Annotated in this window: 25 protein-coding genes; 11 read left to right on the plus strand and 14 right to left on the minus strand. The window is 71.5% G+C overall.

The window, feature by feature from the left end:
* Window positions 1–20: 20 nt before the first annotated feature.
* The 3 genes from ACLJQF_RS06930 to ACLJQF_RS06940 are packed head-to-tail and all read right to left on the minus strand — an operon-like array spanning window position 21 to window position 2,277.
* On the minus strand, window positions 21–473 hold the full coding sequence (locus tag ACLJQF_RS06930) for a DUF350 domain-containing protein (protein WP_410607354.1): 453 nt from the start codon (window positions 471–473) through the stop codon (window positions 21–23).
* Between the two features lie 37 nt (window positions 474–510).
* Entirely contained in the window at window positions 511–1,677 is a 1,167-nt protein-coding gene (locus ACLJQF_RS06935; protein WP_410607355.1) for a glutathionylspermidine synthase family protein, read from the minus strand.
* A complete protein-coding gene (locus ACLJQF_RS06940; RefSeq protein WP_410607356.1) occupies window positions 1,678–2,277 on the minus strand; it encodes a hypothetical protein in 600 nt (199 codons plus the stop codon).
* A gap of 94 nt (window positions 2,278–2,371) precedes the next feature.
* On the opposite strand from ACLJQF_RS06940, the gene ACLJQF_RS06945 reads away from it, so the two are divergent.
* The 4 genes from ACLJQF_RS06945 to ACLJQF_RS06960 all read left to right on the plus strand — a co-directional run bounded on the left by ACLJQF_RS06945 (window position 2,372) and on the right by ACLJQF_RS06960 (window position 5,595).
* The gene (locus ACLJQF_RS06945; RefSeq protein WP_410607357.1) at window positions 2,372–3,382 is read left to right on the plus strand and encodes a septum formation family protein; all 1,011 of its coding nucleotides are present in this window, start codon (window positions 2,372–2,374) and stop codon (window positions 3,380–3,382) included.
* Window positions 3,382–3,732: a metallopeptidase family protein gene (locus tag ACLJQF_RS06950; protein ID WP_372667721.1), complete on the plus strand. Its 351-nt coding sequence runs from the start codon at window positions 3,382–3,384 to the stop codon at window positions 3,730–3,732. The genes ACLJQF_RS06945 and ACLJQF_RS06950 overlap by 1 nt, the downstream gene beginning before the upstream one ends.
* A 99-nt stretch (window positions 3,733–3,831) precedes the next feature.
* Entirely contained in the window at window positions 3,832–5,079 is a 1,248-nt protein-coding gene (locus tag ACLJQF_RS06955; RefSeq protein ID WP_410607358.1) for an MFS transporter, read from the plus strand.
* A 39-nt stretch (window positions 5,080–5,118) separates the two neighbouring features.
* Window positions 5,119–5,595: a hypothetical protein gene (locus tag ACLJQF_RS06960; protein ID WP_410607359.1), complete on the plus strand. Its 477-nt coding sequence runs from the start codon at window positions 5,119–5,121 to the stop codon at window positions 5,593–5,595.
* Here ACLJQF_RS06960 and ACLJQF_RS06965 read toward each other — a convergent pair.
* From ACLJQF_RS06965 to pheA, 3 genes are all read right to left on the minus strand, one after another.
* Window positions 5,592–6,230 carry a DUF4232 domain-containing protein gene (locus ACLJQF_RS06965; RefSeq protein WP_410607467.1) on the minus strand — a complete coding sequence of 213 codons (639 nt, stop codon included), beginning with the start codon at window positions 6,228–6,230 and terminating at the stop codon, window positions 5,592–5,594. The two genes, ACLJQF_RS06960 and ACLJQF_RS06965, sit on opposite strands and share 4 nt — an antisense overlap.
* Window positions 6,231–6,348: 118 nt before the next feature.
* Window positions 6,349–6,966, minus strand: a complete 618-nt coding sequence (locus ACLJQF_RS06970) for a histidine phosphatase family protein (protein ID WP_410607360.1) — start codon at window positions 6,964–6,966, stop codon at window positions 6,349–6,351.
* Window positions 6,963–7,871: a prephenate dehydratase gene (gene pheA, locus ACLJQF_RS06975; RefSeq protein WP_410607361.1), complete on the minus strand. Its 909-nt coding sequence runs from the start codon at window positions 7,869–7,871 to the stop codon at window positions 6,963–6,965. Before pheA ends, ACLJQF_RS06970 begins: the two co-directional genes overlap by 4 nt.
* 98 nt (window positions 7,872–7,969) lie before the next feature.
* On the opposite strand from pheA, the gene ACLJQF_RS06980 reads away from it, so the two are divergent.
* From ACLJQF_RS06980 to ACLJQF_RS06990, 3 genes are all read left to right on the plus strand, one after another.
* Window positions 7,970–8,581, plus strand: a complete 612-nt coding sequence (locus ACLJQF_RS06980; RefSeq protein WP_410607362.1) for a macro domain-containing protein — start codon at window positions 7,970–7,972, stop codon at window positions 8,579–8,581.
* 124 nt (window positions 8,582–8,705) lie between these two features.
* Complete coding sequence (gene coaA / locus ACLJQF_RS06985) at window positions 8,706–9,638, plus strand: type I pantothenate kinase (protein WP_410607363.1); 933 nt, start codon at window positions 8,706–8,708, stop codon at window positions 9,636–9,638.
* Between the two features lie 293 nt (window positions 9,639–9,931).
* Window positions 9,932–10,087: a hypothetical protein gene (locus tag ACLJQF_RS06990; RefSeq protein ID WP_285987652.1), complete on the plus strand. Its 156-nt coding sequence runs from the start codon at window positions 9,932–9,934 to the stop codon at window positions 10,085–10,087.
* A gap of 4 nt (window positions 10,088–10,091) precedes the next feature.
* Here the strand turns inward: ACLJQF_RS06990 and ACLJQF_RS06995 are convergent, their stop codons facing one another.
* The 3 genes from ACLJQF_RS06995 to ACLJQF_RS07005 form a co-directional block, all read right to left on the minus strand.
* Entirely contained in the window at window positions 10,092–11,600 is a 1,509-nt protein-coding gene (locus tag ACLJQF_RS06995; RefSeq protein ID WP_410607364.1) for a hypothetical protein, read from the minus strand.
* Window positions 11,601–11,764: 164 nt separating this feature from the next.
* A complete protein-coding gene (locus tag ACLJQF_RS07000; protein ID WP_410607365.1) occupies window positions 11,765–13,090 on the minus strand; it encodes a hypothetical protein in 1,326 nt (441 codons plus the stop codon).
* 88 nt (window positions 13,091–13,178) lie between these two features.
* Window positions 13,179–14,099: a nitrate- and nitrite sensing domain-containing protein gene (locus tag ACLJQF_RS07005; RefSeq protein WP_410607366.1), complete on the minus strand. Its 921-nt coding sequence runs from the start codon at window positions 14,097–14,099 to the stop codon at window positions 13,179–13,181.
* Window positions 14,100–14,231: 132 nt separating this feature from the next.
* Here ACLJQF_RS07005 and ACLJQF_RS07010 point away from each other — a divergent pair, with 132 nt between their 5' ends.
* The gene (locus ACLJQF_RS07010; protein WP_410607367.1) at window positions 14,232–14,549 is read left to right on the plus strand and encodes a nucleotide pyrophosphohydrolase; all 318 of its coding nucleotides are present in this window, start codon (window positions 14,232–14,234) and stop codon (window positions 14,547–14,549) included.
* 244 nt (window positions 14,550–14,793) lie between these two features.
* On the opposite strand, the gene ACLJQF_RS07015 is transcribed toward ACLJQF_RS07010, so the two are convergent.
* The 3 genes from ACLJQF_RS07015 to ACLJQF_RS07025 are packed head-to-tail and all read right to left on the minus strand — an operon-like array spanning window position 14,794 to window position 17,115.
* Complete coding sequence (locus ACLJQF_RS07015) at window positions 14,794–15,018, minus strand: DUF3024 domain-containing protein (protein ID WP_410607368.1); 225 nt, start codon at window positions 15,016–15,018, stop codon at window positions 14,794–14,796.
* On the minus strand, window positions 15,015–15,701 hold the full coding sequence (locus tag ACLJQF_RS07020; RefSeq protein ID WP_410607369.1) for an AAA family ATPase: 687 nt from the start codon (window positions 15,699–15,701) through the stop codon (window positions 15,015–15,017). The genes ACLJQF_RS07015 and ACLJQF_RS07020 overlap by 4 nt, the downstream gene beginning before the upstream one ends.
* A gap of 10 nt (window positions 15,702–15,711) precedes the next feature.
* Window positions 15,712–17,115 (minus strand): exonuclease domain-containing protein, encoded by a 1,404-nt coding sequence (locus tag ACLJQF_RS07025; RefSeq protein ID WP_410607370.1) that lies wholly within the window; start codon window positions 17,113–17,115, stop codon window positions 15,712–15,714.
* A 191-nt stretch (window positions 17,116–17,306) separates the two neighbouring features.
* On the opposite strand from ACLJQF_RS07025, the gene ACLJQF_RS07030 reads away from it, so the two are divergent.
* The gene (locus ACLJQF_RS07030; RefSeq protein WP_410607371.1) at window positions 17,307–18,134 is read left to right on the plus strand and encodes an excalibur calcium-binding domain-containing protein; all 828 of its coding nucleotides are present in this window, start codon (window positions 17,307–17,309) and stop codon (window positions 18,132–18,134) included.
* A gap of 14 nt (window positions 18,135–18,148) precedes the next feature.
* Window positions 18,149–20,428, plus strand: a complete 2,280-nt coding sequence (locus tag ACLJQF_RS07035; protein ID WP_410607372.1) for a helicase-associated domain-containing protein — start codon at window positions 18,149–18,151, stop codon at window positions 20,426–20,428.
* Here the strand turns inward: ACLJQF_RS07035 and ACLJQF_RS07040 are convergent.
* Together ACLJQF_RS07040 and ACLJQF_RS07045 are read right to left on the minus strand one after the other, a co-directional pair.
* Window positions 20,398–21,045 (minus strand): class F sortase, encoded by a 648-nt coding sequence (locus ACLJQF_RS07040; protein ID WP_410607373.1) that lies wholly within the window; start codon window positions 21,043–21,045, stop codon window positions 20,398–20,400. The two genes, ACLJQF_RS07035 and ACLJQF_RS07040, sit on opposite strands and share 31 nt — an antisense overlap.
* Window positions 21,042–21,509 carry an excalibur calcium-binding domain-containing protein gene (locus ACLJQF_RS07045; protein WP_410607374.1) on the minus strand — a complete coding sequence of 156 codons (468 nt, stop codon included), beginning with the start codon at window positions 21,507–21,509 and terminating at the stop codon, window positions 21,042–21,044. Before ACLJQF_RS07045 ends, ACLJQF_RS07040 begins: the two co-directional genes overlap by 4 nt.
* A 284-nt stretch (window positions 21,510–21,793) precedes the next feature.
* Between ACLJQF_RS07045 and ACLJQF_RS07050 the strand changes: the two genes are divergently transcribed.
* Window positions 21,794–22,420 carry a response regulator gene (locus ACLJQF_RS07050; RefSeq protein ID WP_410607375.1) on the plus strand — a complete coding sequence of 209 codons (627 nt, stop codon included), beginning with the start codon at window positions 21,794–21,796 and terminating at the stop codon, window positions 22,418–22,420.
* Window positions 22,421–22,626 lie beyond the last annotated feature (206 nt).

The following is a 22,626-nucleotide window of genomic DNA, read 5'->3' on the forward strand; positions in this document are numbered from 1 at the left end:
ACCCACGCTAGTGCGAATGCTCAGGAGATGCCGACCGCCACCACGAGGCCCAGGCCGAGGTGGGCCGCCGCGACGACGATGCTCACCGGGGCGAACTTCTCGCTCTCGATGGTCGAGGCCACGTCGATGCGGGTCGCCCACTCCAGCAGCCGGACCGCGACCACCTGGACGATGATCCCGAGCAGGCCGTAGACCAGCGAGGTGATCAGGCCCTCGGTCAGGTCGCTCGCCGAGTTGAAGATCGCCACCACGACGATGAACGCCATCGAGAGCATCCCGGACGCCGTCACGATCACGGCGTTCGGCAGGCCCTGCGTGACCAGCTTCGACAGCTTGCCGGGCGTGGTCCAGTCGATGGCGTAGAACCCGGCGAACATCAGCAGCAGGCCGATGACGCCGTACAGCAGGATCGCGCCGATCCCCCGCACGAGGTCGGAGCCGAACGTGTCGGACAGCGCAAGCGTCGAGGTCACGAGTTTTCTCCCGGAAGGTCAGCGATGGGGTGTTTTATCACGACTCGACGATGCGGTGTGGGACGAATGCCGCACCGTCGTCGGTGACCAGGCCGCCGGTTTCGCGGATGCCCAGCCCGGCGGAGCTGTCGCCGACGATCCACGCGCCGAGCGCCGGCCGGTAGCCGTCGAACTCGGGCAGCGGGTCGAACGCCTGGTAGACGAAGCCTTCCGCGCCGTACACACCGTCGGTCTGGGTCTCGTAGCCGGTCGCGACGATCTGGACGTTCGCGCCCTCGCGGCCCAGCTTCGGCTTGCGGACGTACTCGGTGAGCAGGCCGGGGTCGTCGGCGAACGCGGGCAGCAGGTTCGGGTGGCCCGGGTAGTTCTCCCACAGGATCGCCAGCAGCGTCTTGTTGGAGAGGATCATCTTCCAGAGCGGCTCGATCCACAGCGTCCGTGGCAGCGACTCGACGGCGTGGCGGCCGAACTCCTCGTCGACCACCCACTCCCACGGGTACAGCTTCAGCACGGTCGCGATCTGCGCCTCTTCGAGGTCGACGAACCTCTTGAGCACCGGGTCCCAGCCGATCTCCTCGATCGCCAGGCCCACCGTGTCGAGACCGGCTTCGGCCGCGGTTTCCTGCAGGTACGCCGTCGTGACGTTGTCCTCGCCGGACGGGTCCGCCGCCGACCAGGTGAAGTGCAGCTCGTTGGACGGCAGCTTGTCCCGCAGGAAGGCCCACCGCTCGACGAGTTTCTCGTGGATCGAGTTCCACTGGTCGTCGTCCGGGAAGACGTCGGTCTTCCAGTGCCACTGCAGCAGCGACGCCTCCAGCAGCGTGGTCGGCGTGTCCGCGTTGTACTCGAGCAGCTTCGCCGGCGACTTGCCGTCGTAGCGGAGGTCGAACCGGCCGTAGACGTGCGGGTCCTGCCGCTTCCACGACTCGGCGATGTGCGGCCAGACCCACTCCGGGATGCCGAAGCGCTGGTAGCCCTCGGTCGTCACGACGTTGTCGACGGCCTCCAGGCACATCGAGTGCAGCAGCTCGACGTCGGCCTCCAGTGAGAGGACCTCGTCCATCTCGAAGACGTAGTGCACGGATTCGTCCCAGTACGGCCGCACCCGGCCGCTGCTGTCGCGGGCCGGCGTGCCGTAGACGAGCCCCTGCTCTTCGACGATCCGCTGCCAGTCGCGCCGCGGCTCACGCCGATCCCGGTACACCTACGATCCCCCGCTCTTGCCGCTGCCGCCGCTTCCGCTGCTCTTGCCGCTGATGCCGAACCCGCCGCGCTGGACGGACTTGCCCGACTTGGTGTTGACGTTGGCGCGTGACGACGGCGCGTCGTACGTGCCGCCGGTCACCCGCTGGCCGACCGCGCCGCTGCCGCCGTAGTTGTACCGGTAGCTGTTGTAGCCGCCGCCCGGGATAGGCAGGAACAGGAAGCCACCGCTGCTGTAGCCGCCGTGGCTGGTCACGTAAGTCTCGTCGCAGTCGTCGTCGTTCTGGACGACGCCGTTCGAGTCGGTGCAGACCGCGGTGACGTTCTCGGTCTTCGCCACCGTGTAGTACGTCGCGACCAGGCCGACGAGCCCGACCGTGACGCCGCTGCCGATCAGGATCTTGCGCCGCGTCGCCGACTTGGCGTCGGCCTGGCGGGCCAGTTCCTCGTCGCGCTCCTCCTGGGCGAGCGCCTGCTGGCGGGCCCGCTGCTCGGCCAGCGAGGGCTGGCGGGGCTGGGTGTTCGAGTCCTGAAACCTCATCGAGCCACGCGCCGGCGGCTCGGGGGGCGGCTGGTCCCCAGTACTGTTGTCCTGCGTCATGTGCGCTCCGTAATCACCGGCCACCGCGAAACCCTGACCACCCTAACCACCCGGACCGCGCACGTCATGCGCGACGCAGGCATCATGGACTGCGATGTCCTCCAGCGCCGATCGGTTCCCCACCGCCACGCAGACGTTGCGTACTCGCGTCGTGATGGGCGGGATCTTCGCGGGCGCGCTCATCGCGCTCGCGCTCAGCGTCGTGTTCTCGTGGAGCGACGGCATCACCGGCGGGGCCGGCGGCGGCGCCGGCAAGCTGTCCGCGGCGGCCCAGGAGGCGTTCCACTCTCCGCCTGGCAGCTGCCTGACCTGGGACAATCCGGACGCGAGCGACGCACGCAAGGTGGCCTGCACCCAGCCGCACCTGTTCGAGGTGACCACGCTCGTGGACATCGGCGCCCAGTTCCCGGAGGGCGCGCCCGTCCCGTCGCTCGACCAGTGGCAGCAGATCGCGCAGCAGAAATGCACCGCGGACGTGAAGCCGTACCTCGGGCACAAGCTCGACCCGTACGGCAAGCTCACGACGAACCTGCTCCGCCCGACGCCGTCACAGTGGGAGGACGGCGACCGCCAGCTGCGGTGCGGCCTGCAGTGGGCGGGCTCCGGTGGCAAGCTGCTGCCGACCACCGGGCCGGCCAAGGAGCAGGACCAGTCGCTGGTCTTCGACCCGGGCACCTGCCTGGCGCTGCTCGGCAAGGGCGTCGGCGATCCGATCGACTGCACGAAGCCGCACTCGTACGAGATCGTCGCGACCCTGGACCTCAAGTCGAAGTTCAAGGACGCCTACCCGTCGCAGGACGACCAGAAGGCCTGGCTCGACACCGAGTGCAACAGGGCGGCTCTCGTCTACAGCGGCGGCGCCGAACTCGACGCGAAGAAGCTGATCCTGACCTGGGACCTGCGGGAGCAGGAAAGCTGGGACGCCGGCTCGGCCAAGGTCAACTGCAAGGTCGCGTCGGCCCTGCCCGACAAGAGCGGCCTGCAGGCGGTGACCGGCAGCCTCAAGGGCGCCCCGGCGGCCCCCGACGGCGGCCCGCCGTCCGATGGCGGCGGTGGCCCGGCCACGCCGGGTTCCGCCCCGACGACGGCGAAGCAGGGCGGCTGATGCCGGTCGAGATGAGCCGGGAGCGCTTCGAAGAGCTGGTCTCCGAAGCCCTGGACGAGGTGCCGCCCGAGTTCGCGCGCGCGATGGACAACGTCGTCGTGCTCGTCGAAGAGTTCAACGACGAGGCCCCGGACATCCTCGGGCTCTACCACGGCATCGCGCTGACCGAGCGGACGTCGTCGTACGGCGGGGTGCTGCCCGACCGGATCTCGATCTACCGGCAGCCGATCCTGTCGATGTGCGAAGACGAGGACGAGGTCGTCGAAGAGGTCCTCATCACCGTCGTGCACGAGCTGGGCCACCACTTCGGCATCGACGACGCCCGGCTGCACGAGCTCGGCTGGGGCTGAGCGCACCCAGTAGTAATACGTGACCACGATCGGGTGACGGCACCCCTTATCCTGTTACCCGAAGTAGCTGGGTGACTGCGATGTGTGCCGGGGGCGACGATGGACAACGCGCGGAGACTCACGTGGCTGCTGACGTCGAGCGCGGCGTCCCACCTGGGCGACGGCATCGGCAAGGTGGCCCTACCCCTGCTGGCCACGACGCTGACGCGCGATCCGGTGCTCATCGCCGGGCTGTCCGCCACCCAGTTCCTGCCCTGGCTGCTGTTCGCCGCGGTCGCCGGCGCGCTGGTCGACCGGATCGACCGGCGGCGCGCGATGATCGTCGCGAACACCGCCCGGGCCGCCGCCGTCGGCGCGCTGGCCGTGCTCGTCGCCGCCGGCGGCAGCACGATCTGGCTGGTCTACCTGACCGCGCTGATCATCGGGACGGCCGAGACGATCGCGGACAGCGCGGCGAACGCGCTGATCCCGGCGGTCGTCGGTGACGGTTCACTGGACGCGGCCAACAGCAAGCTGCAGGCCTGCGAGATCGTCGGCCAGACGTTCCTCGGCGGCCCGGTCGGCAGCCTGACGTTCGCGCTCTTCGCCGCCTTCCCGTTCATCCTCAACTCCGCCGGCTTCGCGATCGCGGCGGCGGTGCTGCTCGGGCTGGCCGGCACCTACCGCGCGAAAGCGGAGACGCCGGTCGAACCGGCGAAACTCCGCACCGAGCTCGCCGAAGGCCTGCGCTGGCTGCGCGGGCACCCGCTGCTGCTCCGGCTGGTCGTCGTCGCCGGGCTGCTCAGCCTGGTCAGCGAGCTCGCACAGGCGCAGCTGGTGCTGTACGCGCTCGAGGACCTCCACCTGTCCGACGCGACGTTCGGGTTCTTCGCCTTCGTGGGCGGGATCGGCGGGCTGCTCGGCGCGGGCGTCGCCCCGCGGCTGGTGCGAGCGGCCGGCCGACTCCCGGTCGTCACCGGCGGGATCGTCTGCTGCGGCCTCGGGTTCGGCGGGATGGGCCTGGTGCGCTCGCCGGTCGTGGGCGCGGCGCTGTTCGGGCTGTTCGCGGCGGCGGTGGTGGCGGTGAACGTCGTGCTCGCGACGGCCCGCCACACGCTCGTGCCCGGCGAGCTGCTCGGCCGGGTGCTCGGGGTGTGGCGCACGGTCGTCTGGGGCGCGATCCCGCTCGGCGCGCTGCTGGGCGGCGTGCTGACCGAGCGGCTCGGCTCGGCCGCGCGGACCTTCGCGGTGTCCGGCGTGGCGATGCTGGCGGTCGCCGCGTTCGCGTTCGGCGCGTTGCGGCGCTTCTCCCTCGGTGACAAATCGGACTCAGCCGCGGCCCTGACGCACCACGATCCGGGAATGTGAGCTGAAATAGCTCCTCACCCAGGTGGTGAGGAGGCAGTCATGCGCACCGTGGACCCGGGGACCGGCACCGACGCCGATCCCGACTTCGACGAGTCTTCGGAGGAGGCCGAGTCCAAGTCACCCCCGCCGTCACGCCGGCTGCTCGTGCTGTCCGCGGTGGCCGGGTTCGTGCTGGGTGGCAGCGTGCTCGGGCTCCTGTGGGGACTGTCCGGGGTGCACGCCGGCGCGCTCGACGACGCCGTCGCGGCGTGCCAGGCGCTCGACCGCGTGGGCGAGCTGCCCGACACGAGCCGGGACACGCGGCCGTCGCTGACGCCCAGCCTCAGCTCGGAGCGGCTGCACCGGATGATGGCCGCGCGCGAGCTGTCCGCGGCCGCCGCCCAGGTGAACGCGAACTACCAGCCGCTGGCCGATCACATCGACGGCGTCAGCCGGATGGTGCTGAGCCTGCACTTCAACGACATCTCCGGCCAGCGGCACCTGACCGAGGCCAAGGAGATCTGCGGCCGCATCTAAGCGGGGTGGACCGTCTTCACCGCGAGCTGGTTGCCGGGGATCTTCGTGCTCGCGCAGCCGGTGCCGTCACTCGGCACGAAGTTCGACGCGGTCTCCTGCGGCAGGTAGATGCGCAGGCCCTTGACCGGCGTCGGCTGACAGGTGCCCGGGTCGTAGTTGCGCACGTTGACGAACTGGATGTCGGCGGCCGCGGTCTGGCCCGGGTCCAGCTTGACGGCGTTGCCCTTGGTGCCTTCGCGGAAGGCGTCCTTGCCGACCTGGTGCCCGTCCGTACCGGCCACATAGGACACGCCGGGGAACCCCTGGATGGTGCAGGGCTTGGCGCTGGAGTTCGTGATGAGCAGCGGCCGGTACGTCGAGCCGGCGCCCGAGTCACCCTGGCCGAGCGAGAGCTTGACGTCCCCGGACTTGCACAGCCCGTTGTCCGCGGGCTGGGCGGCCGGGGTCGAAGCGGGGCTCGACGTGGCGGTGGTGACCGTGGTGGTGGCGGTCTCCGAGGACGACGCCGTCGACGCCGTCGACGCCGTGGAGCTGCTCGCCGCGTTCGTGGTACCGCCACCGCCGCAGGCGGAGAGCGCGAGGACTCCCGCCGAGGCCGCGACGACCGGGAACAACCGTGAAAGCTTCATGTCAATCGCCTCCCTGGTGTGGTGCTACTGGGGTAGACGTACCGGGTCGCGGGCGGGTTGGCTGCTTTCGTAAATTCCCCACCGAACGTGTTCTAAACGTGACAGGATCACACGTTCGTGGCGTTCAGAGCGGCGTGTCGACCCAGGTCAGGCACCGCCACCGACCGTCCGGCTGCGCCACCAGCTCCACCAGCCCGGTGTTCGGGATCAGCGCCGCGTTGGCGACGTCCGCGTGCACGTTCGGGGCCAGCCATTCCGCGCCCAGCCGGATCGCGCCACCGTGGCTGACCAGTGCGATCACGCCGTCCGGGTCGGCCTGCTCGTGCTTGGCCCGCAACCGGCCGACCGCGTCCAGCATCCGGGTGCGCACGCTCGTGCCGTTCTCGCCGCCGGGCAGCGACGGCGCCAGCTCGCCGAGCGTCCAGCGCCGGACCGTGTCCATGTAGGTCCGGATCGACGCGTGGTCCGTCGCCCCTTCGAGGTCGCCCGCGACGACCTCGTGCACGCCGTCGACGACCTGCACGTCCAGGGAGAACCGCGCGGCCAGCGGCGCCGCCGTCTGCTGGGCGCGCGTCGCCTGCGACGCGTACACCGCGACCAGCGGTTCCTCCGCCAGCCGCGCCGCGAGAGCGTCCGCCTGCCGGCGGCCGAGGTCGGTCAGCGGCGGGCCGGGCAGGGCGGTGTCCAGCGCGCCACGGACGTTCCCGTCGGTCTGCCCGTGGCGGATGAGCAGCAGCCTCACGCCAGGTCCCCCTTGCGGACCGCGTCGGCCCACACGGCCGCTTCGACGAAGTCGTCGTTGCCGAAGCCCTGCTCGATCGTGGTGCGGGTCCCGTCGGCCCGCGGGTGCGAGCCGAGGAACCGGAGGTTGCGGCAGTGCCGGCGCAACGCCGTCAGCGCGTCGAGGACCCGCGGCTCGGCCACGTGGCCCTCGAAGTCGATGAAGAAGCGGTACTCGCCGAAGTTGCTGCGCGTCGGCCGGGCGTCGAGCCGGGTCAGGTTGATGCCGCGGCTGGCCAGCTCGGTGAGCAGCTCGGCGAGGGTACCGGTGCGGTTCGTGGCCGCGGCGACCACGGACGTCCGGTCCGCGCCCGTCGGCTCCGGCAGCTCGCCCGGCGCGCGGACCAGCAGGAACCGCGTCGCCGCGTCGGTGACGTCGGCGACCTCGGTGGCCAGCACCTCGAGGCCGTAGTGCTCGTTCGCGACCGGTGCGCAGACCGCCGCGTCGAAGTCGCCCTCCAGCACGCCGACCGCGGCGGCGGACGTCGACGACGACGCCACCGGGTGCGCGCCCGGCAGATTCCCCTCGAGCCACTCGCGGACCTGGGCCAACGCGTGCGGGTGGCTGGCGACGGTCCGGATCTCGCCGCCACCGGGCCGGGTCAGCACGCTGAAGTGGATCGGCAGGATGGTCTCGGCGACGGCGACCAGCGGCGTCGACTCGCTGAGCGCATCGAGCGTGGTGGGCACCACGCCTTCGACCGAGTTCTCGATGGGGACGCACGCCGCGTCCGCCTCGCCCTTGCGGACGGCCGTCATCGCGAGCCGGACGGTCTCGACCGGGATCAGTTCTTCGCCGGCGGCGAGCACCCGCGCGGCCTGTTCGGTGAAGGTCCCTCGGGGGCCGAAGTATGCGATCCGTGACACAGCACCCAGGCTACGGGGCCTGGCCGTGGCGACATTCACTCGGACAGCCGGTACGGGAACCGGTTACGCCGGGTGGCATTTTTTGCGATGCTGAGGGCGTGACCGCCGAATCGGGCACGCACACCGGACATGAGGGCACCAAGCCGCCGCTCGCCCCTCGCACACCGGAGCTGGTGCTGTGCGCCGTCGATGACCCACTCGCCGATGCCTGGACCGCCGCCGCGCAGAAACTGGCCGGCCGGGTCCGGGTGCACCGCGGGTCGGTGCTCGACGTCGTCGCCCAGGCCGTGGTCAGCCCGGCCAACTCCTACGGCTGGATGCGCGGCGGCATCGACGCCGTCTACGCGCGGGCGTTCCCGGGCGTGGAGCAGAGCGTCCGCAGCGCCGTCCTGGCCTTCCACGGCGGTGAGCTGCCGATCGGCGACGCCGTGGTGGTGCCGACCGGCGAAGCCGAGCCGGCCTGGTTGATCAGCGCACCGACCATGCGGGAGCCCGGCGAACGGCTGCCCGCCGACACCGTCCACCCGTACCTGGCGGCCCGCGCGGTGTTCCTGACGTGGCGCGACGGCCGGCTCGACCACGGCCCGGTGCGGGAGTTCGTCGGCACGATCGCGATGCCGGGGCTCGGCACCGGCGTCGGCGGCGTCGCCCCCGCGACCTGCGCCCGGCAGGTCGCCGCGGCCTGGGCCGAGGTCTTCGAAAACCCGTGACGCTCGGTGATCAACCCCGAATGGGGGGTGGACTACGTCACAGCGCTTTCACCAGCCGTAAGCCCTACCGTTAATCACGCAGGTGAACGTCCGCCAGTGCAGGCGACGGCCGGAGGAGTGTGCGATGACCCGGGTTCGCGAACTCAGCCCGTATGTCGAGCTGCACCGGGAACAATGGAAAGAACTGCGGAGCTCGACTCCGCTGCCGCTGACGGCGCCCGAGCTGCTGCGGCTGCGCGGCCTCGGCGAGCAGGTGGACCTGGCCGAGGTGGCCGACGTCTACCTGCCGCTGTCCCGCCTGATCAACCTTCAGGTCGCCGCGCGCCAGCGGCTCTACGAGGCGACGACGACGTTCCTCGGTGACGACTCCCGCGGCACGAAGGTCCCGTTCGTGATCGGCATCGCCGGGAGCGTGGCGGTCGGCAAGTCGACCACCGCCCGCATCCTGCGCACGCTGCTCGCCCGCTGGCCGGACCACCCCCGCGTCGACCTGGTCACCACCGACGGCTTCCTGCACCCGCGCGCCGAGCTGATGCGGCGCGGGATCATGCACCGCAAGGGCTTCCCGGAGAGCTACGACCGTCGCGCGCTGCTGCGGTTCGTCACGGAGGTCAAGTCGGGCGCCGAGCGCGTCACCGCGCCGGTGTACTCGCACCTGGCCTACGACATCCTGCCCGGTCAGGAGCAGGTGGTGCAGCAGCCGGACATCCTCATCCTCGAGGGCCTGAACGTGCTGCAGCCGGGGCCGCGGCTGATGGTCTCCGACCTGTTCGACTTCTCGATCTACGTCGACGCGCACACCGACGACATCCAGCGCTGGTACATCGAGCGGTTCCTCGAACTGCGGCACACGGCGTTCGCGGACCCGGCGTCGCACTTCCACCACTTCGCCGGCCTGCCCGACGACGAGGCCCGCGCCGAGGCACGGCACCTGTGGCACTCGATCAACGAGCCGAACCTGATGGAGAACATCAAGCCGACCCGGCCACGGGCGACCCTGGTGCTGCGCAAGGACTGCGACCACACCATCAACCGCGTCCGCCTGCGCAAGCTCTGACCCGCGCGTGAGTGGCCTGCCGCGGCTCTCGTGAGTGGTAATTCGGGTTAGAACCCTAATTACCACTCACGACGGTGGTGACTGGCCTCGTCACCCACATGCCGCACATTCGCACGCTCAGCGAGTGGGCGGGCACGATTCGTCGGGGGCTCGCGACTCTCCGCGCCGGAATCCGGCCGATCGGCCGAGGCGGGCCGTTCAGCCGTAACCGGTTGGCCGATACCGGGCGGCTGCGGTGAAAGCGACCCTGAAGGAGTCAGGAAAACGGCTCTGAGCTGGGGAGGAGGCCCACGATGTTCACGATGATCCTCACGTGGGTCGGTGCGGTGCTCGGTTTGGCCTTGCTGATCGCGATGGCCGCCGGAACGTTCGTCGTCGACTTCGACGACCGGCTGCAGGAGCGCCGCCGCAAGGGGAAGCCCGCCGAACCGGCAGGCCCCCTCCCCTAGCGGGTCAGAGCTCGGCCAGCGCCTCGAGGTAGGCGTCGGCGTCGTATTCGAGGTTTTCCGCGTCGATGAGACTGTTTTCCAGCGCGTCGATCAGCTGCTCGAAGATTTCGCCGCGGTCGAGCTCGCCCTCCTGCAGGCGTTCGACGGCCGGCCAGACCTCGGCGGGCTCGTTGTCCCACAGCTGGTCGACGATCGTCGCGCGCAGGATCAGCCGCTGCTCTTCCTCGTCCTCGTCGGCCTCGGCGATGACGAGCGCGCGGCGCTGGTCGGGGTCGGTCGGGTCGAGGTCGACCTCTTCCTCGTCGATCTCCGTGGTCAGCGACGGCACGGCGAACATCCGGCGCTCCAGCGCGTCGGCCAGTTCGGTCGGCGACAGGTCGCCGGTGTCGGCGAAGTAGCGCTCCAGCGGGGAGTCGTCCTCGTCGGCGTACTCGCTCAGGTAGTCCTGGACGGCCTCGTCGAGGGCGGCGATCGCGGTCTCGGTCAGGTGCGCCCGCTCGCCCGTCCACTGCACCCAGGCCAGCACGACCGGCTCGACGGCGTCCTCGTGGTCGGCGTCGAGCTCGTACTCCTCGCCGAGCAGCCCTTCGAGGAACCGCGCGATCTTCTCGGGCCCGACGCGCAGCGGGTTGCCCGGGTCGGTGCGCAGGCCATGCTCCAGCAGCAGGCCCCCGAGCGCGCGGGCGGCGTCGGCGTCTTCACCGCTCGCCGCGACGAACTGCTCGACGACGGCGGCGCGCTCGGTCTCAGACCACTCGGCCACCTCGGGCACGAGCGCGGGCTCCGGCAGCGCGCGGCACCAGGTGAGCGCGACCGCGTGGAAGCGGGCGTAGTCCTCGCTGACGTCGGCCTCGTCGAGGTGGTCGGTGGCGGCGAGGCCGTCCGCGATCAGGCGGTGGGCCTCGGCGGGGTCGACGGCCTCGAAGAGGACCAGCTCCGGATCGGCGTCGGACTGCTCCCGCATCTCGGCGACGACATCGGCCGGCCCGTCGATCACGACGAGGTCCCGCACCCGGCCGCCCTCGGTGAAGTCGAGCAGCGCGAGCAGGCCGTATGCCTGGTCGCCGTGGGAAAAGACGCAGAGCAGGGACGACTCGTCGCCGTAGACGTCCCCGGTCCGCCAGCACTCGCCGGCGGTGGCCCGGCCCAGCCCGTCGGCCCAGGTGGGTGCGGGGATCCCGCGGCCGAGGACAACCTGCAGCCCGGCGTCGGCGGCCTTGCGCTCGACGTCGGTCTCGGCGACAACCTTCAGCGCGGCCAGCAGCGCGGCGGCACCGGGCGTGATCTTGCGCTGCGCGAAGGCGATGAGCTCCAGGCCGAGCGGCTCTTCGCCGGCCTCGACGGGCACGTCGTGGAACTGGCCGAGCACCTCGGAGGCGAGCAGTTCGACGTCGACCGGCGCGGGGTCGGCGCCCAGCGCCGAGAAGTCGTTCAGGACGTCCTTGAACAGGCCGGTCACGCTGTGGGTGACGGGCTGCGGCGGCTTCTTGCGGGCGCGACTGACCGGGCTCATGGCTTCATGCTTTCACCTCACCGCGAACGGGTCGCGGTGGCCCTGGCGCGGGTCCCGCCGCGTGCCCGGCGGGGAGGCGCCGAGCCGGACGACGGAACCGGGCCACCGCGACGCCTGGCGCGTTCACGATGTCCCGGTGCACGTGAAACACCGGTTCGACTGGGTCAACGAGGTGCGCGCGGGGAGGTTACGGCCTTTGGCATGGCGATCCTGGCGGCCCGGATTTCCGTGATCAGACGGGTTTTCCGCCGGTGGTTTTCCACCAGTGCAGCCAGGTAAGCGGTGAATTCTTCGGAGGTCTCGGCTCGCTTGTGCAAGGTGCGCAACAGCTTCAACCGGCGGGCGGCGTCCTGGTAGGCCTGCGGATCCTTGCGCTCGATCAACTCGTCGACGTGCTCGCGGAAGACCGGGATCGTCTCGGCCGGGTGCTCGGCCGCCCGCTGTTCCGCCAGTTCGAGCTTGAGCTCGGCGGACGCGCCGAATCGGACACAAGCTCGCCAGGCTTCGTCGGGACGGCCGTCGTCCAGCAGGACCCGGACCAGCTCGTCCGCCTGCTCGACACCCTCGGCGGCACGTTCGCGCAGGCACGCCAGCGCGTCCCGGCGCTGCACCGTCCACTTCCCGTCGGCCGTCGCGGCCTCGCGCAGGGCGGCGAACGTCTCGCGATCCGGCTTGGCGTCGAATTCCTTGCGACGGCGGGCGGTTTCGCTTTCCGGCTCCGGTGCCGGCGGATTCTTGTCGTGCGTGAGCGCGCGGGCGGCGTGTGCGATGGCCTCGCTGTGCCGGCCGGCGGCCCGCAGCACCCGGACGATCTTGAGGCTGACGTCCACCCGCGGCGGCTTGGCCGACAGGATCGCCACCAGCTCGTCGACGTCGCCGAGCACCTCGGCCAGCTGTTCCCGCAGCCGTTCGGCCACGTCGCGGCGGTGTCCCGGCCCGTTCGCCGCGAGCACGTCGTCCACAGTGGACTTGATCCGCTTGAGGCCCGGCTCGCCCAGCGCCGTCGCGAACTCGGCGAGGTCGATCACCGGGCGGCCGGGGCCGTCGAACTCGACCTCGAGGATCCAGCCGGCCAGCTTCTCCGGGTCCGGCGGCCGGGCGGCGCACGCGCGGGCGTACAGCTCCACGGCCCGGTCCAGCCGGTCGGCCAGGTCGCCGGGGTGGTCGCCGGACTGCTCCAGCACCTCACTGATGTCGTCGACCGTGCGCCGGGCCAGCGGGGCCAGGTCGGCGCGGCTGCCGGCGTCGAGCATCCGCTGCAGTGTGTCGAGGACCGCGCCGATCTTGGCGGTGTACTCGACGTTCCCGTCGGTGACCGCGGTGTCGAGCAGCCGGTGCGCCTCGCTGACGTCACCGGATTGGGTGGCCGCGCGCAGTTCGAGCGAATGCCGCAGCTCGGGATCGCGCTCGGCTTGGGCGTGCAGCAGGTCCGCCAGCGTCTCCGCGTCCAAAGTGCGCAGGTAGGGGCGAAGATCCGAGTGGGGACTCACGCGCACCAGTGTGCCCGACGGCCGTGGCCACGCGTGTGGGCCAACCGCGTGCTCTTTTCGGAGTAATCAGTCACTTTGCGTGAACAGTTCATTGGCGTCGCAAGTCGTCGAACACGGCTTTCAGTGGCCACGGATCCGGGAGTCCCGGCCGTCGTGACCGTGCGTGTCGGGGCAGCGGGATGGCCGGGTGCACGGTCGGCACCATGATCGGCACGACGGGCACCGGCACCCGCGCCACCAGCCGCCGGACCACCACCATCAGGAGCCCGGCGAACAGCAGGAGCGCCGTCCCCGCCGCGAGGGCGCCGGCGAGGGTGCGGCGGCCGTCGTCGAGCGTCAGCTGCACGGCGTACTGGCTCTGCTGCGTGTACATCAGGCCCAGCTGAGCGGACACGGAGTAGGCGGCGCTGCGCCAAGCGTGCTCGGCGACCGGAAGCGCTTCGGCGGCGGTGAAAGCGTTCTCGGCGGCGGCGAGCCTGCTCCATTCGGCGCTGCGCGTGAGCGATTCGTACGCCATCCGGCCACTCTCGGTGAGCTGGGGGACGACGCGGGCCAGGTCGGCCCGGTAGGAGGCGACGGCGGAGGTGAAAGATCCCCGCGTCACATCGTCCAGCCCGGCCAGGGCGAGGGAATCGGAGCGATCCATGCCCTCGGCGACGGAAAGCAGCTCGACGGCGGTCGTCTGCTGGTAGGCGGATTCGGCGTCCGGGGCGTGCCGCGCGTAGTCGCGCAGCCCGGCGATGGCGGACTCGATCCGCTGGGTGTAATTCGCGTACGCGGCGCTCCGCTGCTCGGGCGCGGCCATCGCCGCGCTCCGCTCGCCCTGCAGCGCGACCACCGCGCGGGCCGTCCGGTCGGCGGCGGTCGCCGTCTCGACGGCCATGTCCCGGGTCCGAACCGCTTGGTGGATCAGGAGAATCGCGATCACGACAGCCACGGCGACGAGCGCGCCGCCGGGGATGAACGCGATGCCCAGCATGCGGCCGCGGACGGATCGCAGGTACTTCAAGACGTTCCCTTCCCAGCCTTGGTCCCCGCAAGAATCCCGACGAAGTTCAACCTATTGAGTGAGAGATTTACCGGTCAACGCCAATCCGCCATACGGCCGTTAGCGCAGCGTGACCACCGGGATAATCGCGCCGTGACTTTCGACGACGTGACCCAGCGGCTGCGCGGCTTCGCGGCGGCCCGCGCCTGGGAGCCGTACCACACCCCGAAGAACCTCGTGATGGCGCTTTCCGGCGAGGTCGGCGAGCTGACCTCGCTGTTCCAGTGGCTGACCCCCGAAGAATCCGACGCGTGGCGCGAGAATCCGGCGCTGGAAGCCGAGGTGCTGGACGAGATCGCCGACGTCACGCTGTACCTGCTGCAGCTGGCCGACCGCCTCGGCGTCGACCTGGCCGCCGCGGCCCACACGAAGATCGACCGCAACGAGGTCCGCTTCCCGCCGCCGGCCTGACCACCGTCCAGGACCAGTACTACAGGGACAGTTCTTCGGTCGGCGTGGCCGTGGTGGCTGGTCTGCCGGGACAGGAACGGCCAACTCACCGCTCGCAGCAGCCAACTCACGCACCGGAACGGCCAACTCGCCGGGCACTCGGGTGAGTTGGCCGCTGCGGTTGGCGCTGATGCGCCTCACGACAGCTGCGGCAGACCGGCCAGCCGGGTTTTGCCAGGTCGCGCGCACAAGTGTCCCTGTAGTACTAGCCCCAGAACACCCCGCCGGGATTGCGTTCGATCTCGGCGAGCAACGCGGGCGGCGTGCTGGCGACCGGCGCGTCCGGGTAGCTCAGCCACCGCCCGTTCCGATCGGCCCACCACACCGACCAGATCCCGAACTCGTCGAACCGCAGCTGCGCGATCTTCTGCTCGGTCCAGTCGGGCCCGGCCTGCGGCGACCACGGCGCGCGGCATTCGACGATGGTCACCGCGCGGCCCCGGGTCCGGCACTCGACCCGGATCCGGTCCTGGAGGTGCTCGGGGACGCGCTGCGCGCACCACCGTTCGATCTGCCGCAGCGCGAGCTCCGGAATTGCCATGACTCCAGTGAACCGGACCCGCTCAGCCGGCGCGCAGGTGGGCGAGCACGGCGTCGTAGGTGTCCCCGGGCGCACCCGTCGGTCCGCACGACGGCGCAGCCGGGCCGCTGCGGGAGGTAGGCGGCGAGCTGGTCGTGGATCCGTTCGACCAGGGCCGTCCCGCCGCGTTCCTGCACGACGTCGTCGACGCCTTTGGTCGCGGCAGCGCCGTCCGCGGCCCGCGCGGCGAACCGCCCGCAGGCGACGGATTTGTCGGCGGTGAGCAGGATTTCCCGGTATTCGGCGTGGCACCTCCCGGCAGCGGTCTCGAACGGCTCGACGTCGGCGACCCGGGTGGCGAGCTGCGGCATGACGACGTCGTGCCCGGTCCGCAGGTGCGTCTCGGCCATGGCGACGGCGAGCAGCTGCGCGGCCTGGAAAGTCTGGAAGAAGGTGTCCCGCCAGCCCCCGATCAGGCAGACGACCCGGTCGGTGTCGAGGTTCAGCACCCCGGGGTGCTGCTCGGCGTAGGTCTGCGCGATCGTCGACTTCCCGATCCCGGACGGACCGTTCAAGTGGATCAGTCGTGGCACCGCACCGAGGCTAGCGCGACGCGGGCTCGGCGAGCCACCAGCCGCCGAGCAGCGCCCCCACCCCGAACACGGCGAAGAAGATCCCGGCACCCACCGGCGTCCCCCCGAACATCGCGACGACGACGATGAACATCAGCAGCAGCCCGATCCCCATCAGGACCCGCCCGCCGACCAGCTTCGACGTCGCCGCGGACACCGCGGACACCACGGACGCCAGGGCCGGTTGCGCGGGCGGCGGGTCGAAGCCGAGGGCCACCGGTGCGACGCCGACGTCGAGCAGCACGGCACCCAGCTCGGCGGCCCGCGCCGGCCGGGGGTCGTTCGCGGGCACAGTCTCGTCAGCCACGACGTGGGTGACGCTCGCGGTCAGCTTCTTGGCCAGCTGGACGCCCTCGGCGAGGACGCGGGCTCGCAACCGGTCCGCCGCCACGCTGGTGCCGAGCACCAGCACGCGGGTCGGTTTCCCACCGGCAGCCGGCCGCAGGTCACCGGCGGCGGCGACGCCGAGCGCGGTCGCCACCTGCCGCAGCTCGCGCGCTTCCGCCGCGGTCACCACGCCGTCCCGTTCCGCGATCTGCCGCAACGCGGTCACCAGCTGCTCGTGCGTCGACCGCACGTGCGCTTCGGACAACCCGGCCTCGCTCGCCAACGCGGCCAAGGCCGTCACCTCGCCGGGCGTCAGGTGCTGGTCGGCGACGACGCCGGCCAGCAGGTCCAGGTAGGCGTTCCCGGCCCCGTCGTCGGGGATCCGCTCGACGGCCTCGGCCATCCACCCCGGCTCGGCGGGAAGCTCCTCGGCGCGGGGCAGCAGCCGGCCGCCGGCGAACCGCGGCAGGCCGGGGAAGACCGGCGGCGACGCGAACGTCAGGCCGTACCGCCCGAACAGGACGGTCGCCAGCCGGGCGAGCGTCCTCGCCCCCGACAACGCGGACGACCCGGGCCCGGCGGGCACGCCGAGGGCGTGCGCCACGGTGGCCGGCCGGTAGTTGGGCAGCCGCACCACCGACCGGGCGGCCGCCGGCACCGAGACGCCCGGCAGGGCGGGCACCCGGACGCCGGTGGCCCCGATCTCGCGGTCGAGGAACGACCCGGCGAAGGCGGGGTCGTGCGCCACGATCACGCTGCCGGCGCACAGGTCGAGCAGTGGCCCCAGCACTTCGCCGAACGGCGGCGCGCCGTCGAGTTCGCCGCGCGTGATGCCGTGCACGAGCGCCGGGCCGAGCGGCACCCCGGGGCCGGGGTCCACCAGCGTCGACAGCTCACCGGCGAGCGAGCCGTCCGCGTGCACCCGCACCGCGGCGAGTTCGACGACGCGGCCCGGGCGCAGGCCGGTGGTCCGGATGTCCACAGCGGTGAAGTCGAGGCCGTGCGCGGGACAACCGCCGGCGCCGAGCAGCGGGAGGGATTCGATCACGTCCGCAGGTCGTTTCCCGATCCGCCGTTGTGACACCTTTTCGGTGCGCGGCCGTGGTTCGTGACGTGATCGTGACGGCAACATTCCGCCGGATAACGACTGATGGTCGATCACCAGCTTGTGCGTAACAAGGGCGGGAGATTTCCCGAGTACACCGTCGGCACGTCGCTCGAGGAACGAGGAAATCCCGCATGCAGCCGAAGAAGCGCTTTCCGAACTGGCTGAAGATCGTCCTGGCCGCGTTCGCGGTCCTGTTCGTGCTCGGCGCGATCTTCGGCGAGGCACCCGAGCCGAAGCTCACGACCGCCGCCGCTCCGGCGTCCTCGACACCCCCGCCCACCAGCACGACCGCGTCCCCGACGCCGACGCCGGTGGCCGTCACCTACACCGTCACCAGCGTGCCGGACGGCGCGACCGTCGTCGTCAACGGCAGTGACGGGACCAGCAAAACGGTGCACGTCCTCGGCGCGATCGCCCCTCTCGCCGGCAACGGCTGTTACGCCGCGGAATCGCTCGCCTGGGCCGCCTCGACGCTTTCCGGCAAAACCGTCACGCTCGGCACGGAAACCGCGCAGGGCATCGCGGTGACACTGGCCGACGGGCAGGACTACGCGACTCTGGCGATTCAGAACGGCTATCTGAAGTACGCGGCAGGCGCCGCATTGCCCGCACTCGCCGCCACCGAAAACGCGGCGAAGACCGCCGTCAGCGGGCTGTGGGGGCCGCCGTGCAACGGGACCATCGACGCACCCGCCCCGGCGCCGACGCCCGCGCCGGTCGCGACACCCACCCCGGCACCCACTCCGGCCCCGAAGCCGGCCCCGAAGCCGGCCCCGGCCACGAAGGCGGCTCCCCCGCCGCCGCCTGTGGAGGCCACCGAAGAAGCCCCCGCCCACAGCGCCTACTACGCGAACTGCTCGGCCGCGAAGGCCGCCGGCGCGGCACCGCTGTACCGCGGCGAACCCGGCTACCGGTCCGGGCTCGACCGCGACGGTGACGGCGTCGCCTGCGAACGGTGATCTAGCCTGGGTCGATGACCACCGCCGACGAACTGTTCGGCAGGCTCGCGGGCCTGGACAAGAACGCCCTGGCGAAGGTGCTGGCCCACCGGCCGGACGTGCTGGAGGAGCCGTGGCCGCGGCGGCTCGACGTCGTCGCCGCACGGCTCGCGTCGCCCGGGTCCATCGATGCCGCGCTGCTCGCGCTGCCGATGCCGCTGGTTCAGGTCGTGCGAGCCGTCCAGCTGTGTTACGCGCTCGGGCAGCGGCCGGCCCCCGTCGGGGAAGTCGCCCGGCTGCTCGGCACGGACCTCGCAACCGTCGAGTCCTCGGTGGACGAACTGACCGAGCGCGCCCTGCTGTGGTGCGACGATGGCGGCGTCAAGCTGCCGGAATTGCTGCACCGCAACAGCTTCGGCGTCGAAGGGCTCGGCAGGCCGGTCGCGGACCTGCTCGGGGAACTCGGCGCGAACCGGCTGACGACGCTGTCGCGGGCTCTCGGGTTGCCCGGCACCGGCCGGAAGCCGGAACTCCTGCTCGGGCTCGTCCGCTTCTTCCGGGACGGCGAGCGCGTCCGCGAACTCTTCGCCGCCGCGCCTGGGGAGACGCGGAAGCTGCTGCTGGACATGGCCGACGGCGTTCCCGAGGTCGAGGGCCTGGTGCCGGCGGGCTGGGCGTTCGACCACGGCTTCCTGTTCGGAACCTACTTCGGCACCGTGGCCATGCCGATCGAGGTGTCGCTCGCGCTGCGCGGTCCGGACCACCAGCTGCCGTTCACGCCCGAGGAGCCGCCGTACGCCGTCGCCCACACCGGGGCGGAAGCGGCCGAGGCGGCGTCGTCGGCTGCCGCGCTGCGGTTGCTCGACCGGGTGTCGGCGATCCTCGACCTCGCCGCCGCGGAGCCGTTGCCGCTGCTCAAGGACGGCACGATCGGCGCCCGGCTGGTCAAGAAGCTCGCCAAGGAGACCGGGGGCGCACCGGCGGAGATCGAGCTGGCCATCGACCTCGCCGCGCAGGCCGGGCTGCTGCTGGCCGACGAGCCACCGCCGCCGAGGCGGGGCCAGAAGCCGCCCGCGCCCACGCTCGCACCCGACCCGGACCTCGCCCGGCCGGAGCCCGCGCTGCTGTACCGCCTGCTCCTGACGACCTGGTGGGACCCGGCGCCCCCGGAGTTCGAGACCGACGTCGACGCGCTGGTGCGGCGGCTGGTCGTGCGGCTGCTGGCGCGGCTCGGTCCCGGCGACGCCGTCACCGACGTCGACGCGCTGATCCGGCTCGCCGAGTGGCACGCGCCGCTGCTGCCGACCGACGACTTCGCCGGGTACGTCCGGGGAGCGCTCGACGAAAGCGAACTGCTCGGCGTCGTCGCGCACGGCGCCGTGACCGCGGCCGGCCGCGCCCTGCTCGCCCCGGAGCGGCTCGTCGACGTCACCGGCGAACTGGTCTCGCGGGCGCGCACGACCGCGTTGTTCGGCACGGACCTGACGGCGATCGTGCCCGGCTCGCCCGACACCCGGCTCGCCGCGCTGCTCGACCGCGTCGCCGACCGGGAGACCCAGGGCACCGCGACCAGCTGGCGGTTCTCGCCGGCGTCCGTGCGGCGGGCGTTCGACCAGGGCGCGACGACCGGCGGCCTGCTCGACGACCTGCGTGCCGTCGCCGCGGACGAGCTGCCGCAGCCGCTGGTGTACCTGGTCAACGACGTCGCGCGGCGGCACGGCGAAGCGCAGGTGATCGACGTCGCGAGCGTGGTCGTCGGCGAACCCGCCGTGCTGGCCGAGCTCGCGGCGCACCGGAAGCTCGCCAAACTCGGCCTGCGCGCGGTGGCCCCGACCGTGTTGACGTCCACTGTGGACGCCTCGGGCACGCTGGCGGCCCTGCGCCAGGCGGGTTACGCGCCGACCCACCACGCGGCGGACGGCAGCATCGTGCTCCCCGCCCGTGAGCAGGCCGAGCCGACGGTGGCCGTCCACGACCCGGAACCCGGCGACCGGCCGGCCGATCCCGCCGGCCACGCCGAGCGGCTGCTGGCCGCCCCGGCGACCGGCCCGGCGCTGCTGCGCGGCCAGCTCGCGCGGGCGATGAGCGACCGCTACGCGGGCCGGCTCACCCCGAAGCAGCAGCAACTCTGCTGGCAGCTCGAAGCCGGGCTGCCGGTGGACATCGCCTACGGCGGCGAGCACCTCGTCATCGCCTACCCCGAGCTCGATGGTGACGTCCTGGACGTCTGGTCCCTCGGGGAGCGCACCTACCGGCGGCTCGAACTGGCGCGGATCGACCTGGCTCAGGCCTCGACGGCGGTGAGCCTCGCGTAGGCGACGACGTTGTCGAGGTAGTTGCCGCTCTCCCGGTCGAACACCCCGCCGCAGGTGATGAGCCGCAGTTCGGGGTCCGGTGTGTCGCCGTAGACCTGGTCGGTCGGGAACGCGGCCTTCGGGTAGCGGTCGACGCGGTAGACGGTGAAGACGGCGATCCGCCCGTCCGCGCGGCCGACCCTGGCCTGCTCGCCGGGGCGCAGTTCCTTCAGGCGGGAGAAGGCGCCGGGCACGTGCTTGTAGTCGACGTGCGCGGCCAGCACCGCCGGGCCGGCCTCCCCGGGCGACGGCGCGCCGGTGAACCAGCCGACCGTCGTGGCGTCGCCCGGGACTTCCAGTGCGCCGTCCGGCGTGAGGCCGAGGTCCTTGATGTCCTCGGCCCGCACGCCGATCGCCGGGATGCTCAGGGACGCCGGTTTCGCCGCGGGGAGGCCGTCGGCGGTCGTTGCCGGGGTGTCCGCGACGCTCGCGGTGCCCGCCGGATTCGTGGCGGCCGGGCTCGGGGCGATCTCCTGCGGCGCCTTCGGCGACAGGACGAGGACGAGGGCCACGGCCACGACCACGCCGAGCGCGGCGATGACCGCCGTGACCGCCGGCCACAGGCGCGGGTGCCTCAACTCGGGCGCCGACGCAGGTAGAGCACCATGCCGCCGGACACCGTCGCGGCGAGCAGCGTGCCGCTGAGCACGAGGAAACCGGGGACGTCCTCGTCCGGCTCACCGCCGCCGGTGGCGACACCGCCGGCCGGCTTGACCTTCACCTGGTTGCCGGTGGCGGGCTTCTTGGTGGCCGTCTTCGGCGGCGCGGGCTTTTTCGCCGTCGACGTCGTCGTGCTCGGCTGCTTCGGACGGTGCGCAAGGGATTCGCAGGCGATTCCGTCTTTGTCGTCGTCCAGGTGGTAGGGGTCGCCCGGCGTGGCGTCGAGGACGTCCTGGGCTTCCTCCTGGTACTGGAAGTTCTTGCAGTCCACGTCGCCGGTCAAGGGCGTCGCGAGCTGCGCGGAAGCGAAGGGGACGGGGCCGAGGAGAGCGAACCCGGCGACGGCTGCGGCCGTCGTCAAGGCACGACGAAACAGGGACAACGGAATTCCTTCCGAACGGAATCTGGGGCGATTGCGTGGTTACTATCGCGGCCTCGGCGACACTGTTACGGACCTTTCCGAAATTCCGGAAATGCCAGCGCTCCACGAAGAACGGCGGGTTCCGTGATTCTTTCGCATTTCCGCCTCGACCTTCGGATTTTCGGTCCCGGAATGCGTACCGGCCGGAATGTTACGGGGTCGCGGCCACACCTTTGAGGTAATTCACGTGTGATGGTGCCGACCGGCCGCCACCGCGGCGGCCGCACACCCCGTAGCCTCGGGGTATGCCGATCCAGGTACTGCTCGTCGACGACCACGAACTGGTCCGCCGCGGGCTCCGCGACCTTCTCGGCGACGAGCCCGACATCGAGGTCGTCGCCGAGGCGAGCAGCGTCGAAGAGGCGCTGGCGGTGGCGATGCACGTCGAGCCGGAGGTCGCGGTGGTCGACGTCCGTCTCGGCGACGGCGACGGTGTCACGCTCTGCCGCGAACTGCGCTCGAAGCCGAACCCGCCGGCCTGCCTGATGCTCACCGCGTTCGACGACGAGGAGGCGATGGTCGGCGCGATCATGGCCGGGGCCGCGGGCTACCTGCTGAAACAGGTGCGCGGGCAGGACGTGGTGAACGCGGTCCGCGAGGTGGCGGCCGGCCGGTCGCTGCTGGACCCGGTGAGCACCACGCGGGTGCTGGACAAGATGCGGCACCCGCCGACGGACGAGCTGGCGACGCTCACCGAGCGCGAACGCGACGTGCTCGAGCTGATCGGCCAGGGCCTGTCGAACCGCGAGATCGCCGAGCGGCTGTTCCTCGCGGAGAAGACGGTCAAGAACTACGTCACGTCGGTGCTGGCGAAGCTCGGCATGCAGCGCCGGACGCAGGCCGCCGCCTGGATCGCGCGGCGCGAGAAGTAAACCGGCCGCGACCTGCGGGTCCGCAATCCGCCGTTCGCTGCGACCTTTTCAGCACCTCGTCACGGTCCGCCATGTCGATCAGGGCATTTTCCGGCGAAGATTCACTCGGACGTGAGTCGAATATATGTTCGACGAGCCGGTAAGATCAACGGTGAGGACGTGGAAAGGAGGCTGGATGACCCGAGAAGGATGAGTCGCAGAAGTAC

The organism is Amycolatopsis sp. lyj-109 (assembly GCF_046548995.1).
In the GTDB taxonomy this organism is placed as follows: Bacteria; Actinomycetota; Actinomycetes; order Mycobacteriales; family Pseudonocardiaceae; genus Amycolatopsis.

Coding starts and splice junctions, on each gene's coding strand:
- ACLJQF_RS06950 (WP_372667721.1), top strand. CDS start 3,382: ATGCCGGTCGAGATGAGCCGGGAGCGCTTCGAAGAGCTGGTCTCCGAA.
- ACLJQF_RS06995 (WP_410607364.1), bottom strand. CDS start 11,600: ATGAGCCCGGTCAGTCGCGCCCGCAAGAAGCCGCCGCAGCCCGTCACC.
- ACLJQF_RS06940 (WP_410607356.1), bottom strand. CDS start 2,277: ATGACGCAGGACAACAGTACTGGGGACCAGCCGCCCCCCGAGCCGCCG.
- coaA (WP_410607363.1), top strand. CDS start 8,706: ATGACCCGGGTTCGCGAACTCAGCCCGTATGTCGAGCTGCACCGGGAA.
- ACLJQF_RS07030 (WP_410607371.1), top strand. CDS start 17,307: ATGCAGCCGAAGAAGCGCTTTCCGAACTGGCTGAAGATCGTCCTGGCC.
- ACLJQF_RS06945 (WP_410607357.1), top strand. CDS start 2,372: ATGTCCTCCAGCGCCGATCGGTTCCCCACCGCCACGCAGACGTTGCGT.
- ACLJQF_RS07035 (WP_410607372.1), top strand. CDS start 18,149: ATGACCACCGCCGACGAACTGTTCGGCAGGCTCGCGGGCCTGGACAAG.
- ACLJQF_RS06990 (WP_285987652.1), top strand. CDS start 9,932: ATGTTCACGATGATCCTCACGTGGGTCGGTGCGGTGCTCGGTTTGGCC.
- ACLJQF_RS06955 (WP_410607358.1), top strand. CDS start 3,832: ATGGACAACGCGCGGAGACTCACGTGGCTGCTGACGTCGAGCGCGGCG.
- ACLJQF_RS06960 (WP_410607359.1), top strand. CDS start 5,119: ATGCGCACCGTGGACCCGGGGACCGGCACCGACGCCGATCCCGACTTC.
- ACLJQF_RS07050 (WP_410607375.1), top strand. CDS start 21,794: ATGCCGATCCAGGTACTGCTCGTCGACGACCACGAACTGGTCCGCCGC.